This is a genomic window from Martelella alba, assembly GCF_005217455.1.
Lineage (GTDB): Bacteria > Pseudomonadota > Gammaproteobacteria > Enterobacterales > Enterobacteriaceae > Acerihabitans.
Genome location: NZ_SZPQ01000024.1, coordinates 24,850 through 40,044 on the forward strand (window position 1 = coordinate 24,850; position 15,195 = coordinate 40,044).

Sequence of the window (15,195 nt, forward strand, 5' to 3'; positions counted from 1 at the left end):
CTACATGGATTTTGCCCAATCTGATTTTTTTTCTCCAACCCTGTGGAGAAATAGGCAAATGGCATGGAGGATTATGCATTGAATCACCCACGCGGGTTTACCACAATAGAACCCGGCGTCAGTCACGTATTCCCCAGCGTCAACTAGAATCAAATAACGAAGTTACCTTACAGCCGGCCTGTTTCGCGCCGGCGTCGGAAGAATGAATAGGAGACATGATGGCAACGCAACCCTCAGTAACATTTCATGACGGCCGCACCATGCCGCAGTTCGGCCTGGGCGTCTGGCAGGCGACCAATGAACAAGCGGCGTCCTCAGTTCAGGAAGCGTTGAGACTGGGCTATCGCTCCATCGATACCGCGGCGATTTATGGCAACGAGGAGGGGGTCGGCCGGGGACTGAAAGCCGCTGGCCTTCCACGGGAAGAGGTGTTCATTACCACCAAACTTTGGAACGCCGATCAACATATCGCGCCCAAGGCGATGGAAGAGAGTCTCAAGAAATTGCAGCTCGATTATGTTGATCTTTATCTGATGCATTGGCCGGTACCGTCGCAGGATATTTATGTGCAAGCCTGGCGGGACATGGTAAAGCTAAAGGAGGAAGGCCTCGCCAGAAGCGTCGGGGTATGCAATTTCCATGTTCCGCATTTGCAACGGCTGCTGGATGAAACCGGCGTAGCGCCGGTGATTAATCAAATTGAATTGCATCCGTTACTGCAACAGCGGGAATTGAGTTTATGGAACGCCGACCATAACATCGTCACCGAGGCCTGGAGCCCCCTGGCGCAAGGCGGCAAAGGCGTTTTCGACCAGCCGATCATCGCCGAATTGGCGAAAAAATATGGTAAGACGCCGGCGCAAATCGTGATCCGCTGGCACCTGGACAGCGATCGCGTGGTGATCCCCAAGTCCGTCACCCCTTCCCGCATCAAGGAAAATGTCGACGTTTTCGATTTCAGACTGGAAAAAAGCGAATTGGACGCTATCGCCCGTCTGGATAGCGGTAAACGCCTCGGGCCGAACCCGGACACCTTCGTCAAACTCGGCGCCTGACGGTCCTGCCGGCATGGAGATCCATGGCGGTCCGCCCGCGGCGGACCGTCGTCACCCGCCGGCGGGCTGCACGGTAAACTGGCCGGCGGTGCCCCTGTCGGCCATTTCGAGAATTTGGCTGTAGTACATGAAGGGGAAATGCTCGGACGCCGGTTGCGGATACCAGACAATGAGCTCCGTTTCATTTTTCACCCATACCGTATCTTTCCACCCTCGATCCTCCGGTAATGGAGGGTTGCCGTCAACCCGCTTGATCAAAAAGGCCACGCCCTGGATGTGTATCGGCTGCGGTGTATCGGCGTAGAGTATCCAGCGTTCAAAGCTGCCTTGCCGGGTGGTGAAATCGGTGCGCTTCATATCCCACAACGCGCCATTGATACCGGGTTGGCTGCCGCCCAAGTGAAATTCCCTGGTGCGGCTGATGTTGCCGTCGATAATCAGATCGGGCAGCAGGCGCATCGGCAGGTTATCGGTCATCAGCGACAACAGGCCAGTGGGTTTTAGCGTCAACAAGACGGTGGAAATCAAGATGGTGGACGGTTCGAAAAAACCGCGCACCCGATCCATTAACCCCGCCGCCGTGCCGACATTGATGACCGCGTCATCGCCTTTGGACATGTCGATCAGCACGTCGCGCCGCTCGCCCGGCGCCAGCGATAAGCTCGCCACCGACACCGGCGCCGGCAAATATCCCTGATCACCGCCCACCACATACAGATTGCGCCCATCGCTGACTTGCAGCCGATAACGGCGGGCATTGGAGGCGTTCAGCAGACGCAACCGTATCCAGCCGCGAGAGACTTCCACATAAGGGCTTTGCACGCCATTAGTCAGCAGCGTATCGCCAAGAAAGCCGCCGCTGGACGGGGGGTCGTAAACAGGCACGCCAAAGTTGTCGAGACGTTTGTCCTGGATGATTATGGGAAAATCATCAACGCCGTAGTGATTGGGCAACGGCAGGGATTTGCCGAGATCGTCTTCCACCAGCCACAGGCCGGCCAGACCATTATACACATGCGGCGCCATGCGATTGGGGGTATTGGCATGATACCAGCATGTGGACGCCGGCTGGCGGACAGGCAACACCGGCGACCAGTCCACATTGGCCGACATCATGCGCGCGGCGCCCCCCGCCAGCGTTCCCGGCACCTGTAGCCCGCCGACGGTCATGGAAACCGGTTCGTTCAGGCGATTGCTATAGATGAGCTTGACATCGTCGCCGTTAAAGACGCGCACCGTTGGGCCGAAATAGAGGCCGTTAATCCCCCAGGCGGCGGCCCGCCGGCCGGGAATGAACTCCCAGTGCGTCTGCTGTAGCGTAAGAAAAAGCGGCTGCCCACGGCGGGACTCCAGCAACGGCGGCACCGGCAGAGCGATCCGTTGCCCGGAAGCCTGAGCCCTCAGCGGTGCGGCGCCGGCGCACAGCGCAATGCCCGAGGCCTGAATAAACTGTCGTCGACTGAGTGACATATCTGCTCTATGCAACCCCTAAAACCTGGCTTAAGTACCCGCGGACTTTCGGCCGCGCTGCTGATTGCGATGTCGCGGCGAGGGGCCGCGCATCCATAAGATGACATTATTTGCCGGCACGCCCTTCGCGCTCAACCACTTCCGCATCCAACTCCGCCAGCTTGGCCGCCATGATTCTGTGGCAGTCTTCGGTCAATACCCGCACCTTGTCGCGACTATAGGCACTGGTATCCACCGGCGGCAGCATCTCGACGATGACCAGGCCGTTGGACCAGCGATTAAGCTTGATCCGATTGGCGGTGGACGACACACAGATGGGCACGATGGGCACGCCGGCGGCAATGGCGGCATGAAACGCCCCGGATTTGAAAGGCAGCAGACCGCGGCCCCGGCTACGCGTGCCTTCGGGAAACATCCAGATGGAGATATTTTTCTTTTTGATCTGATTCACCACCGCGTTGATCGTGCCATGGGCCTTGGTGCGATTTTCCCGGTCGATAAGGATATTCCCCGTCAGCCAGTACAACTGGCCGAACAGCGGGATCCACAGTAGGCTTTTCTTGCCGACCGTCACGGTACGCGGCTGCACGACGCGGGCGGCGGTCACCATATCGTAATTGTTTTGATGATTGGCAATGTAGATGCAGTTTTGCCGGGTAACGACGGAAGACGGGTACCGGATCTCGACCTTTAGCCCCAGCAACGGCGCCAAGCGCCCGAACCAGCGGCCAAAAGTGGCGACATGTCGCGGGTTGCGCGGGCTGAACAAACAGAAGACCAGACCGATAAGACAGATACAGGCGGACAGGATCACCACCAGTATGATGCGAATAATCGCTAACATAGAAACCTCTTAACCACCAGCCATCGCCATTATACCGGCAACAAGGCAAATTACAGGGGTATTTCCCTGAGCGTAGTGACAGCGAAACCGCAAAGCGCGTCGGGCGACCGCGTTCCGCCGCCCGACCGCCGGCGGGAGCGGGCCGTCATACGGACGGCGGCTGTCCTTCATCCCCCTTGGCGACGACCAGCGGGTCGTCCGCTTCGATGCGATCGATCCGTTGCAGACCCCGGGGCAACAATGTGCCTTTGCGTCCCCGTTCGGCTCGGTATTTCTGCAAATCTTCGGGGCGCAGGGTAAGTTTGCGTTTACCGACATATAACGTCACCGACGCCCGGGTCGACAATGACAATAGCCATGCCAGCCGGTCCTTGCCCGCCGCCGCATCCGCCGCCGGGATGGAAATGATTTTATTGCCCTTACCTTTGGACAGTTGCGGCAGATCGACAAGCGGGAACAACAATAACCGACCCGCTTCGGTAATTGCCAGCAATAAAGCGTCAATTTCCGTGTCGACCCAGAGCGGCGGCATGACTCTGGCGTTTTCCGGTAGTGTCAGCATCGCCTTGCCGGCCCGGTTGCGCGCCACCAAATCCTCGAAGGTGCAGATAAAGCCGTAACCGGCATCGGAAGCCAGCAAAAGCGGCTGGGCGCTTTCACCGGTCAGCATGTGCTCCACCGTCGCGCCGGGGGGCAGGGTAAGTTTGCCGGTCAACGGCTCGCCCTGCCCTCTGGCCGAAGGCAGGGTGGAAGGCTCCAGCGCATAGCTGCGGCCGGTGGAGTCGATGAACACCACCGGCTGATTACTTTTGCCGCGCGCGGCTGAAAGGAATTTATCGCCGGATTTATAGCTGAGGGCATTGGGGTCGATATCATGGCCTTTGGCGCTGCGCACCCAGCCCATAGTGGAAAGCACCACCGTCACCGGCTCGGAAGGCACCAGCTCGTTTTCACCGAGGGCCTTGGCTTCGTCGCGTTCCACCAGGGGCGACCGGCGCGGGTCGCCGTAGGCGGCGATATCCGCCTCCACTTCCTTTTTCAGCAAGTTGTTGAGTTTACGCTCCGACGCCAGGATGCCCTGGATACGTTCCCGTTCCTTTTCCAGGTCCGCCTGTTCGCCGCGGATTTTCATTTCCTCCAGCTTGGCCAAATGGCGCAATTTCAAATCTAGAATGGCGTCGGCCTGGGTTTCGCTTAGCGCGAATCGCCGCATGAGAACCGGTCTGGGCTCATCCTCGGTGCGGATGATATGGATGACCTCGTCCAGATTCAGGTAGGCGACCAGCAAACCCTCAAGCACATGCAAACGTCGCAGGACTTTTTCCAGGCGGAAGTTTAAACGGCGCCGCACCGTTACCCGGCGATAGGACAGCCATTCGCTGAGGATTTCCAGCAAGTTTTTTACCGCCGGACGGCCGTCAAGACCTATCATGTTCATATTGATGCGATAGCTGCGTTCCAGATCCGTGGTGGCGAACAGGTGGTTCATCACCTGTTCCAGATCCACCCGATTGGAACGGGGCACCACCACCAGCCGGGTCGGATTTTCATGATCCGACTCATCGCGCAAATCCTCAACCAGCGGCAGCTTTTTCGCCCGCATCTGTGCGGCAATCTGTTCCAGCACCTTGGCGCCGGAAACTTGATGGGGCAAGGCGGTTATCACCGCCTCGCCGTCTTCGATTTTCCAAACGGCGCGCATACGCACCGACCCGCGCCCGCTTTGGTACATTTTGAGCATTTCGTCGCGCGGCGTAATGATTTCGGCATCGGTGGGGAAATCAGGACCATGGATGTGTTGCAGGATATCTTCCAGCGTCGCGGATGGTTTTTCCAATAAGGCGATGACGCCGGCGCCGACCTCGCGCAGATTATGGGGCGGAATATCGGTGGCCATGCCGACGGCGATACCCGTGGTGCCGTTTAACAGGATATTGGGCAGGCGCGCCGGCAGGGTTTTCGGCTCTTGCAGCGTGCCGTCGAAATTGGGGGCGTAGTCCACTGTGCCTTGCCCCAGCTCGCCGAGCAACAGTTCGGCATATTTGGAGAGGCGGGATTCGGTATAACGCATGGCGGCGAAAGACTTCGGATCGTCCGGCGCCCCCCAGTTGCCCTGGCCATCCACCAGCGGGTAACGGTAGGAGAAAGGCTGGGCCATCAGCACCATGGCCTCGTAACAGGCGCTATCGCCATGAGGATGATATTTACCCAGTACGTCGCCCACCGTGCGCGCCGACTTTTTGTATTTGGCGCTCGCGTTCAGCCCCAGCTCCGACATCGAGTAAACGATACGGCGCTGCACTGGCTTGAGCCCGTCACCGATATAAGGCAAGGCCCGATCCATGATCACGTACATGGAATAGTTAAGGTAGGCGTTTTCAGTGAATTTATGCAGCGCCAAGCGTTCCGCGCCGTCATGGGCCAAATCACTCATTGTGTGTTCTTTCCTCTTTACCGCCGTCCGAACGGGCGCGTACCGCCCTCCGGGTCTATGGATTTACGCCATGATACTACCCTATCCGGTACATGACTGTCACAGGGGTTCATCGCCTGCGGGCCAGGCGCCAGAAAATAACCACAAACAGAGCAAGACATTATAAAATACCGCGGGCATCTCAGCCGCGCCTTTGCTTAACTAAAAGGCGCCCATTTATTCCAAAGACAGAGGAAGTAATGATCACGGTAATTGCAGAAATCAAGGTGAAACCGGGACGACGCGACGCGGTTCTGGCCGCTATTCAGTCTATCCGACCCGATGTATTGGCTGAGGATGGTTGCGGCGAATACACGTTGTTGGTGGACTATAGGGCGCAGGTGCCGTGGCGTAAAACCGCCCCCGATTCCATTTTTATGCTGGAACAATGGAAAAGCATTCGCCATCTCGAACAGCATCAGCAAGCGCCGCATATGGACGCCCATCGCGCCCGCATTAAAAACGACGTGATGGACGTGACTTTCCATATACTCGAAAAGCGTAATGATTGATGCTTTCTTGACAAAATTCAGGTTACCGTAATACCTTGCCCGCCGCCGGCCATTGAAATTTTCACCGGCCGGCGGCCGCCAACGGATGTGACGAGCATAAATCAAAGTTATTTATAACTAATTTATTGACATAAATAGTCTTTTATCCGACTGTTTAGCCTATTTCATCGGTTCCCGGCTTAGCCTTTTCGAATAAAACTATCCTTGTTCGCAACAGTCGACAGTTATCCCGGAGAAGATTATCACGGATGTCTCTTATGTCTCCCCAGGAGCATAGCCGATGCTGTGACCGGGGGGAAACGACCGCGGCCGACAATGGGGCGGCTTGACGTATGACGGGAATAAAACCGGAGCGGATATTTCGGAGGTTGAAATTTCAGCGCCGCGTGTCCTGTGCCTATGCCGGCAACAAGAGATATCCCTAGGGATGTTTGAAACAGTATATCAGGAAAAGCGTTATCACATTGGAAGGTGTTTTATGAAAATAGCCTGTAATTCCCCCGCCTTATTTCACGCGCAATCGGATAATCCCCCCGAACACGCTTCGCTGGCGGCAATGTTCGCTTGGCGCCGCTGGCTGCAACAATCCACTGTACAAGAAGAACCTTATCGCCGCAGAGCGGTGGATAAACTGATACTGTGTCTGAATATGAATGAGGCCCATCTCTCGCTGGCGTCGTTGCAGTTAAGCAGTCTGCCGCCGGCATTGCCGCCTTTATTGCGTTCCCTGGACATTAGCGGTAACAGGCTAAATAGCCTGCCGGAAACGCTGCCCGCCATGCTGCAATTTCTGGATGCCGGCCATAATCAGCTCCTCACCCTGCCCAGCCGGCTGCCGCGGGAATTAAAAGATCTCAATCTTTGCCATAATCAGCTTGAATCTTTACCGGATGGGCTTCCGTCGGGGTTAAAAAAAATTATCGTCAGCCGCAACCGGCTGCGCAGATTACCCGAGAAGCTCCCCTGGTCTTTGCGGGAACTGCATGCCGGGTTCAATTGTCTGAGCCGCCTGCCCGATGGCCTGCCGGATATGCTGGTCGTGCTGACGGCGGAAATGAACAAACTGAAACGCCTGCCCGTCACATTGCCGTCATGCCTTAAGGTTTTACGGGCGGATCGGAACAGTTTGGACCGTTTGCCCCCGCGTTGGCCTACCGGGATGGATATCATCTCTCTGCGCGACAACCGTCTCACCGATATCCCCGTCCAGTGGCGCCACCTTGGTCCGCACAGCCAGATAGACGTCGGGAACAACCCGCTGGCCAGGCCAGCGCTGGCCCGCATCCGCCGGCAACATCAATGTCTTCAGTATCAAGGGCCGCATATCGCGGTCTCCGCCGCAGAGCGTCGGCCGGACCAGGCCGCCGGCCATATGCGGCGGCAATCATCCCTACGTCAGGTCGCTTCCTGGTGGCGAAGCCTGGCCGATATTTGCGTCGGGCCGTCGCGCTGACGCTATCCGGGACCGGACGCCATGCGGTCATTGGGCCGTTTAGCGCCCTGGCGTCCAGAGAGACGTCGTCCGGCGCCGATGCGCGGAAGCGACTGCGGTCTTAAACTCAAACCCGCCGTTTATACTTGTCATACGTCACGTTGCCTCTTTGTTGGCTGCGTTCGCTCACCCCGGTCACATCGTCAGCTATGCTCCTGGAGACTTGCTCGCTTGCCGCCGCGATACGACTCGATGTATTTAAGGCATAAGCCATAAGGGCTGTGTGGTATTTATCAATAAAGCCTCATTTTCTATCACCATTGGAACATGCCTGGGCCAACATCTCTCCTTTGCAATGACAACAGGCGACATCACTTTTTCCCTAAGTCATACTTTCGCCGCCTCAACCCGGACGCTCGGCCCAATAACGGGCCGGACGCGTTTTTGCGGGAATGCGCCGCCGGTATGGCGGACAGGATAGCCGTCGTAACGCTGGCATCCGGGTGACTAAAGATGTTTTAACCGCGAAATCGGAGAGAAGATGCTACGTTTTTTCAAGCCCGCCACTCATAAACCCCGTGTTCCGGCACAGCGGGTCGACCCCCTTTATCGCCGTCTGCGCTGGCAAATCTTTTGCGGTATTTTTTTTGGTTATGCCGCGTATTATCTGGTAAGAAAAAATTTTTCCCTGGTGATGCCTTATCTTGTTGAACAAGGGTTCTCCAAGGGTGATCTGGGCATCGCCTTGTCTGCCGTCTCGCTGGCGTATGGCATAGCCAAGTTTGTCATGGGCTCGATTTCCGACCGTTCCAATCCGCGAATTTTCCTGCCGGCCGGTTTACTGCTGGCCTCGGCAGTCATGCTGTTCATGGGTTTGGTGCCCTGGGCCACCTCCAGCATTGCCGTAATGTTCTCCCTGCTTTTCATTTGCGGCTGGTTTCAGGGCATGGGCTGGCCCCCCTGCGGCCGCATTATGGTCCATTGGTGGTCGCATAAGGAACGCGGAACCGTCGTTTCCGCCTGGAATTGCGCCCATAATGTCGGCGGCGGCATTCCGCCGCTGCTGCTATTGCTGGGTATGGCCTGGTTTAGCGACTGGCGCAGCGCGCTGTATCTGCCCGCATTGGCGGCGATGCTTATCGCGCTGGCCGCGCTGCTGCTGATGCGCGATACGCCTCAATCCTGCGGTTTGCCGCCCATTGAGGAATACAAAAACGATTATCCGGACCATTATGATGCGGATCACGCCGAACGGGAACTGACCACCCGGCAGATCCTCATCCAGTATATCCTTCCCAACAAGCTGTTATGGTATATCGCGCTGGCCAATGTATTCGTCTACCTGCTGCGCTACGGTATTCTTGATTGGTCCCCCACCTATCTTAAAGAGGTCAAGCAATTCACGCTGGACAAATCTTCCTGGGCCTATTTTTTCTACGAGTACGCCGGCATACCCGGCACCCTGTTGTGCGGTTGGATGTCGGATAAAATCTTTAAGGGCAACCGCGGCGCCACAGGGGTGTTTTTCATGACGCTGGTAACGATCGCCACGGTGGTCTACTGGCTTAATCCGGCCGGCAATCCCGGTTTGGATATGATCTGTATGGTGATTATCGGCTTCCTGATTTACGGTCCGGTTATGCTGATAGGCCTGCACGCGCTGGAGCTGGCGCCCAAAAAAGCCGCCGGTACCGCTGCGGGTTTCACCGGTTTGTTCGGCTATCTTGGCGGCTCGGTGGCGGCCAGCGCCATCGTGGGCTATACGGTGGATTACTTCGGCTGGGACGGCGGATTTATCGTCATGATAAGTGGTTGCATCCTGGCGGTTTTTCTACTGTTGCTGACCATGAAGGACGAGAAAAAGCGACATCGTTGCCTGGCTTCCCAACAGCAATAAGCCCTTTTGCCAGGGACAATGGGTGCCGGTTCCCCCTTTTCGGGGGAGAAGTCACATCGCCGTCCGCGCCGCTTTGCCTGGCCGGGTCTTCCCCCGAGGCAGGCAAAGCGATGCCGCGGACCTAAAAGATCAGTTTGAGAACACCCGTGATGGTCAGCAGACCGACAATGAAGATGATGGCGATGATCCAGAGAAAAATTTTCATTCCTTATCCTTCTTGTCAGAGGGTTGACATCGCGGGATCGTGAAGCACGAGGGTATTCATCAATACCGGGGCTTATCCGCATGCCGCCGCAGTGCGGCTGAAATTGTTCGAGCTCTATGAGTATAGGAAAGAAAACGGGAAACCACAGGCTGGCGGCGGCGGGCCTACGCTAACCGGTCTGCCGGACGCGGGCTATCAGGGCGGGAATGTCGCCGATATGCGGCGCACCCAGGATAAGCATCCTGCCCAATTTAACGGCAAGTCGCTTGCATTCGTGGCGCATGGCGGCATCGGCCACGTCATCCAGATCCGCCACATGGGCAAGCCCGATGGTCCGGCGAATCAACTCGGTGCCGGCATAGCCCAGCGCATCAGCCCACACCCGGCGCAGAAAATATTGCACGTATTCCGGTTCGGCCAAAGTGAGATCCCGGGTGGTCTCCGCCGCCAGCGATTGAAAGCCTTCGGCGAAAGACTGCCAAAGCTCTCGCGTATCCTGCAACCGTTGTTCCCGGCAGGCAGCCGCTTCCCGTAACGGCAGCAATCCCGGCAAACCGCAATAATTCAGCAGCAGATTGCCCATGGCGGTGCCGATATCGAAACCCATCGGCCCATAGAAACCGAACTCCGCATCAATCACTTTCAGACTGTTTCCGGCGACGAAAATCGAGCCGCTGTGCAAATCACCGTGCAGCAGCGCTTCCGTCTTGGTCAAAAACACGTGTTTAAGCGCCGCCACCGCCAGCTTGAGCTCATGATCGCCCTTAAGCCTTGCCACTGTCTCGGCCAGCGCCGGTTCGTAGACATTGCGGACATGGCCGATATAAGGATCGGTGAAAAACAGATCTTCGGTGATTCGGCACATCTGCGGATTAGTGAAGCGGGCGATCGATGTTTTTTTCTCCTCGGGCGGCTGGTAAAAATCCGAGGTATGAAAGAGCGTCCGCGCCAGATATTCTCCCAATTGGCGGACAGTCCGCGGGTGATGGCGCCCTGCCAGCAGTTCCCGCCGCCAGATAACGTGATCGGAAAGATCTTCTTGGAGCATGACCGCCAGCCCCGCATCATGGTGTAGTACATTGACGGTATGCAACGGACAAAATCCGCCATGCATTCGCAGGGTTTCCGCCTCAATACGGGCGCGATCCAGTGTTAGCGGCCAAGATTCGCCGACGCAGCGCACGTAAGGCACAGCCTGTTTGACAATCATCCGGCTGACGCCTTGTGCATCAAGGATGCGGAACACCAGATTGAGATTGCCGTCGCCGATTTCTTCGGCGCTGTGCAGGGTTTCCGGATTCTCCAGGCCGCCATGACGCTTGGCGTAACTCAGCGCATCCTGGGGAGAAAAGGTGTGATAATCAGACATATCGGCTCCTTGCTCATACGTATAGACGTCTATACATCTTTACGTCATGTTGGCAAAATGATCTTCTGAAAGCAACAACCCAAAAGGATTTAACCTCTGATGCAGAACATCTCTACCACCGCCCTGCGGGTTCAGGATGACCGGATGTGGGTATTGGACCAGCAGGCGTTGCCGCAGCAACAAACCTGGCACCCCGTCGCCGACGCGCAGGCACTGGTGGCGCATATCCGCGCGCTCAGAGTGCGCGGCGCGCCGCTTATCGGCCTGTCCGCCAGCCTGTTGCTGGCGCTGCTGGCGCAAAAGGGGCTATCCCGGGCGGATTTGCAGACGGCCCTGACGGACTTGCAAGAGGCGCGGCCGACCGCGGTCAATCTGATGAACAACCTTGCACGGATGGGCCGGGCGCTGACAGCGGAGGATTACGCCGCCGCCATGTGCCGCGAAGCCTGGCGATTGGTGGAGGAAGATCGCGGCCAGTGCGGCGCCATTGCCGGGCACGGCGCCGCACTGGTCAAACCCGGCAGCCGGTTATTAACCCATTGCAACACCGGCGGCCTGGCCACCGCCGGCATCGGCACCGCATTGGGCGTTATACGCCTGGCCCATGAACAGGGCAATGTAAAACGGGTCTGGGTGGATGAAACCCGCCCGCTGCTGCAAGGCGGGCGTCTGACCGCCTGGGAATTGGGGCAACTCGGCATCCCTTATACCCTAATCTGCGATGGCATGGCGGCCGGTCTTATGGCGCGCGGCGAAATCGACGCCGTATGGGTCGGCGCGGACCGGATAGCCGCCAACGGCGATGTGGCCAATAAGATCGGCACCTATAACCTGGCCGTGCTGGCCCGATTCCATCACATCCCCTTTTATGTCGCCGCCCCGCACACCACCCATGATCCGGACTGCGCCGACGGCGGCGCCATCCCCATTGAGCAGCGCGATGCCGAAGAAGTGACCGGCGTGGCCGGCGCTTTCGGCCGTTGCCGCTGGGCGCCGGCCGACGCCGAGGTCTATAACCCGGCGTTCGACATCACGCCCGCCGCCCTGATTGATGCCTGGGTCCTGGATACCGGCATCGTTACGCCCGCGCAGGTTCTGGCGGGGGCATTACGCCATCGCCGGCAATAAGGGACGGTGTGAGGCATTTCATGCACGCCGACCGGCATGGGGCCCGTGCCGGCGCAGGGGTAGGAAATGCGCCAGCGGAATCAGATCCCTAGGCGCGGGTAATGCTCGGCAATGGCGTCCCCGGTAAAGCGGGCCACCCAGCCCTCGGGATTATCAAACACGCGGATGGTGGTAAAATGCGGTTCGGCGCCCATATCGAACCAGTGGGGCATCCCCGCCGGTACCGATATCAAATCGTTTTTCTCGCACAATATTTGCAGCACTTTTCCGCCGATGTGCAAGCAAAACAAACCCGCACCCTCGACGAAAAACCGTATTTCGTCCTCTCCGTGGGTATGTTCGGCAAGAAATTTGGCCCGCAGGGCCTCACGCTGGGGATGATCCGCCCGCATGCTGATGACATCCCAGCTTTGATAGCCTTTTTCCGCCACCAGCTTTTCGATGGCATGACGATAAGCCGCCAGTACCGTCGACGGGTCCGGATTGTCGCCCAACTGCCGATCGGCCCGCCAGCGTTCGAAACGCACGCCCACGGCATTGAGTTCCCGGCGTATGGCGTCGGCGTCCCGGCTGTGCCAAACCGGCCGGCCGGCATCGGTATCGGTGTAAATGGTCAATGCGCTCATCGGGTATCGTCCCCCGTGTCAATTTGATTGAATTGCCTAACCCAGGGATGCCGACCGCTTGAAACGGTTTTATCCCGGATCAGTTGGCAGGTCCGCCAACCGGCGGCCCTTGCGGCATCCAGCTCCTGTTCGCTGTCCGAGAGAAACAGGATATCGGCGGGGGATAACCGCACTTGCCCGGCGATATTCCGGTAAGACGTCTCCTGCTGTTTGGCCCCCGCGCGGGTATCGAAATATCCGCTGAACAGCGGCCGCAAATCCCCCGACTCGCTATGGCCGAACAGCAATTGCTGCGCCTCGGTCGACCCGGAGGAATAAACGTACAAGGCCAGGCCCTGTCGCCGCCACTGTCTCAGACAAGGCGCCACATCGGTGTAAACATGTCCCTGGAAATCCCCGGCGCGGTAGCCCTCCCGCCAAATCTGGCCTTGGAGCGCCTTAAGGGCGGTCGATTTACGGTCTTCATTCATAAAATCAAACAGAGCACGGCACAATTCGGCCAGATCGGCCTTGGGACGCGCCAGTTCGCGACGCAGTTCGTCCAGCGCCGCCGCCGTCTCCGGCTTATGGGCATGCCGACGTAAATACTCCACCAGCCGTTGGCGGGCATAGGGAAAAAGGACCTGATGCACAAAGCGGATATCACTGGTGGTGCCTTCAATATCGGTGACGACGGCCTTGATCATTCCACCCCCAGCAAACGGCGCTGCAACTCGCACTGAAACAAAAACTCCAGCCCCTCCAAATGGCGCCGGGCTTCGCCGACGTCCCTGCCCCAGCAATACACGCCGTGGCCGCGCACCAGGAAACCGTGGCGCAGCTCCCGCCGAGCGGCGCGCAAGGCAACCCGTTCCGCCAGCGCGGCCATATCCTGATCGTTATCGAATATCGCGATATGCACGGGGGTGTGATGACTGGTCACGCCGCTGAGGGATTTTTGCATTTCATAGCCGACCAGCGTCAGTTCATCTCGGCTTTCATGGCGGGAAAGCGTGGTAGCGGGCGCCGAATGGGTATGCAATATCGCGCCCACAGAGGGATCGCGTCGATAAATCAAGCCGTGTAGCGGGGTTTCCGCCGAGGGTTTGCGCTGATCCAGCGACTGGAGGGACTCAAGATCCACCGGCAGGAAATCCCCGGCCGCCAGACCGCCCTTATCCTTGCCCGACTCGCTGATAAGAAAGCGCAGCGCGTCCAGCCGCACCGACATATTGCCGCCCGTGGCGGGACACCAGCCCCGCCCGCCGATCCATCGGCAGGCATCCACCAGTTCGGCCAATTGCGCAGGTATCGTCATTGCTTTTGTTCTCCCTTCGCGGACTGGCTGTTCATTTTGAACATCCAGCCGTGTAACCGTCCATATGTCTTTACAGCCAGATACTAACATCAGCCTGTGGCGACGACAACCCAGGACAGCGGGACCCGGCCGCCCCGCCTTGGCGGCGCGTTGGTGGCGGGCGTCCCCGGGAGGGGGAGGCCATGGGCCGGAGTGACCGCGGCGATGGGGCCAACGGTGGGAAGGACAACTAAAGAGAGTTAACGCGCCGCCGGCGCCAACTGACTGAGGAATAATCCCGCCGCGCTTACGGCATCAATGGCAATTTTTCCCAGTCGCGAGCGAATCGCATCCGCCAGCGCAATGGTGGATAAACCGGTGCAGGAAAAGGCGATCACTTCCGCGCCCTCCTTGTAGAGGGTATCGGCGCAAATCAACGCCTGCTCGCGCCCGGCCTCGCTGAGCAGATCAGTGGTGTTGGATACCCCCCGCGGCCGGGCATAGGGGACATCTTGTCCCAACAACGCGCGAAACGGCGCGGGCGCCCGCGCGCCTATCCCCATCACCGCCACCGGACGCCGCAGCATCCCGGCGATACCGGCCGCCGCGCTGCCCGCGCCGACCACGGGAATCGATACTGCCTGGCGCAGCGCCGTCAGACCGGGATCCGCGGCGCAACTCAGAAAGAGCGCGTCGCAACCTTCGGCTTCCAACGCGCTGCCGAGATCGATAATTTTCGGCACCGCTATCGCCTCGCTTTGCGCATCGAAAATGCCGCGGCGTTGATCGGGAATACAGCGGCTGATGGATTCGATGCCATACTCCTGACCTATGAGGCGTCCGTGCTCTTCGATGAAACGCGGATCGTCATGGGTCAATACGCGGATGATTCCCAGCATTTTCCACTC

At 58.3% G+C, this 15,195-nt stretch carries 14 protein-coding genes; 5 read left to right on the plus strand and 9 right to left on the minus strand.

All coding sequences use genetic code 11. From position 1 onward, the window contains the following. The first annotated feature begins 218 nt into the window (after positions 1-218). Positions 219-1,055, plus strand: a complete 837-nt coding sequence (dkgA, locus tag FCN80_RS16220) for a 2,5-didehydrogluconate reductase DkgA (protein WP_136991217.1) — start codon at positions 219-221, stop codon at positions 1,053-1,055. Positions 1,056-1,106: 51 nt separating this feature from the next. Here the strand turns inward: dkgA and ftsP are convergent, their stop codons facing one another. The 3 genes from ftsP to parC form a co-directional block, all read right to left on the minus strand. Further along, positions 1,107-2,525 carry a cell division protein FtsP gene (gene ftsP, locus FCN80_RS16225; RefSeq protein ID WP_136991218.1) on the minus strand — a complete coding sequence of 473 codons (1,419 nt, stop codon included), beginning with the start codon at positions 2,523-2,525 and terminating at the stop codon, positions 1,107-1,109. 106 nt (positions 2,526-2,631) lie between these two features. Further along, positions 2,632-3,369 (minus strand): 1-acylglycerol-3-phosphate O-acyltransferase, encoded by a 738-nt coding sequence (locus FCN80_RS16230; protein WP_136991219.1) that lies wholly within the window; start codon positions 3,367-3,369, stop codon positions 2,632-2,634. A 145-nt stretch (positions 3,370-3,514) separates the two neighbouring features. Further along, a complete protein-coding gene (gene parC, locus FCN80_RS16235) occupies positions 3,515-5,803 on the minus strand; it encodes a DNA topoisomerase IV subunit A (protein WP_136991220.1) in 2,289 nt (762 codons plus the stop codon). Between the two features lie 239 nt (positions 5,804-6,042). Between parC and FCN80_RS16240 the strand changes: the two genes are divergently transcribed. From FCN80_RS16240 to glpT, 3 genes are all read left to right on the plus strand, one after another. Continuing rightward, positions 6,043-6,354, plus strand: a complete 312-nt coding sequence (locus tag FCN80_RS16240) for a putative quinol monooxygenase (protein ID WP_136991221.1) — start codon at positions 6,043-6,045, stop codon at positions 6,352-6,354. Positions 6,355-6,832: 478 nt separating this feature from the next. Next, positions 6,833-7,807 (plus strand): leucine-rich repeat domain-containing protein, encoded by a 975-nt coding sequence (locus FCN80_RS16245; RefSeq protein WP_136991222.1) that lies wholly within the window; start codon positions 6,833-6,835, stop codon positions 7,805-7,807. Positions 7,808-8,327: 520 nt separating this feature from the next. After that, positions 8,328-9,683: a glycerol-3-phosphate transporter gene (gene glpT / locus FCN80_RS16250; RefSeq protein WP_136991223.1), complete on the plus strand. Its 1,356-nt coding sequence runs from the start codon at positions 8,328-8,330 to the stop codon at positions 9,681-9,683. A gap of 121 nt (positions 9,684-9,804) precedes the next feature. On the opposite strand, the gene FCN80_RS27610 is transcribed toward glpT, so the two are convergent. Further along, positions 9,805-9,888, minus strand: coding sequence for a small membrane protein YohP (locus tag FCN80_RS27610; RefSeq protein WP_445081508.1), 84 nt, complete (start codon positions 9,886-9,888; stop codon positions 9,805-9,807). A 169-nt stretch (positions 9,889-10,057) separates the two neighbouring features. Then, complete coding sequence (gene mtnK, locus FCN80_RS16255) at positions 10,058-11,257, minus strand: S-methyl-5-thioribose kinase (protein ID WP_136991224.1); 1,200 nt, start codon at positions 11,255-11,257, stop codon at positions 10,058-10,060. Positions 11,258-11,356: 99 nt separating this feature from the next. Here mtnK and mtnA point away from each other — a divergent pair, with 99 nt between their 5' ends. Continuing rightward, positions 11,357-12,385, plus strand: coding sequence for an S-methyl-5-thioribose-1-phosphate isomerase (gene mtnA, locus FCN80_RS16260; RefSeq protein ID WP_136991225.1), 1,029 nt, complete (start codon positions 11,357-11,359; stop codon positions 12,383-12,385). An 80-nt stretch (positions 12,386-12,465) separates the two neighbouring features. Here the strand turns inward: mtnA and FCN80_RS16265 are convergent, their stop codons facing one another. From FCN80_RS16265 to FCN80_RS16280, 4 genes are all read right to left on the minus strand, one after another. Next, complete coding sequence (locus tag FCN80_RS16265) at positions 12,466-13,011, minus strand: 1,2-dihydroxy-3-keto-5-methylthiopentene dioxygenase (RefSeq protein WP_136991226.1); 546 nt, start codon at positions 13,009-13,011, stop codon at positions 12,466-12,468. Next, on the minus strand, positions 13,008-13,697 hold the full coding sequence (gene mtnC / locus FCN80_RS16270) for an acireductone synthase (protein WP_136991227.1): 690 nt from the start codon (positions 13,695-13,697) through the stop codon (positions 13,008-13,010). Before mtnC ends, FCN80_RS16265 begins: the two co-directional genes overlap by 4 nt. After that, entirely contained in the window at positions 13,694-14,308 is a 615-nt protein-coding gene (locus FCN80_RS16275) for a methylthioribulose 1-phosphate dehydratase (protein ID WP_136991228.1), read from the minus strand. The genes mtnC and FCN80_RS16275 overlap by 4 nt, the downstream gene beginning before the upstream one ends. 239 nt (positions 14,309-14,547) lie before the next feature. Further along, entirely contained in the window at positions 14,548-15,186 is a 639-nt protein-coding gene (locus FCN80_RS16280; RefSeq protein WP_136991229.1) for an aspartate/glutamate racemase family protein, read from the minus strand. Positions 15,187-15,195: the final 9 nt, after the last annotated feature.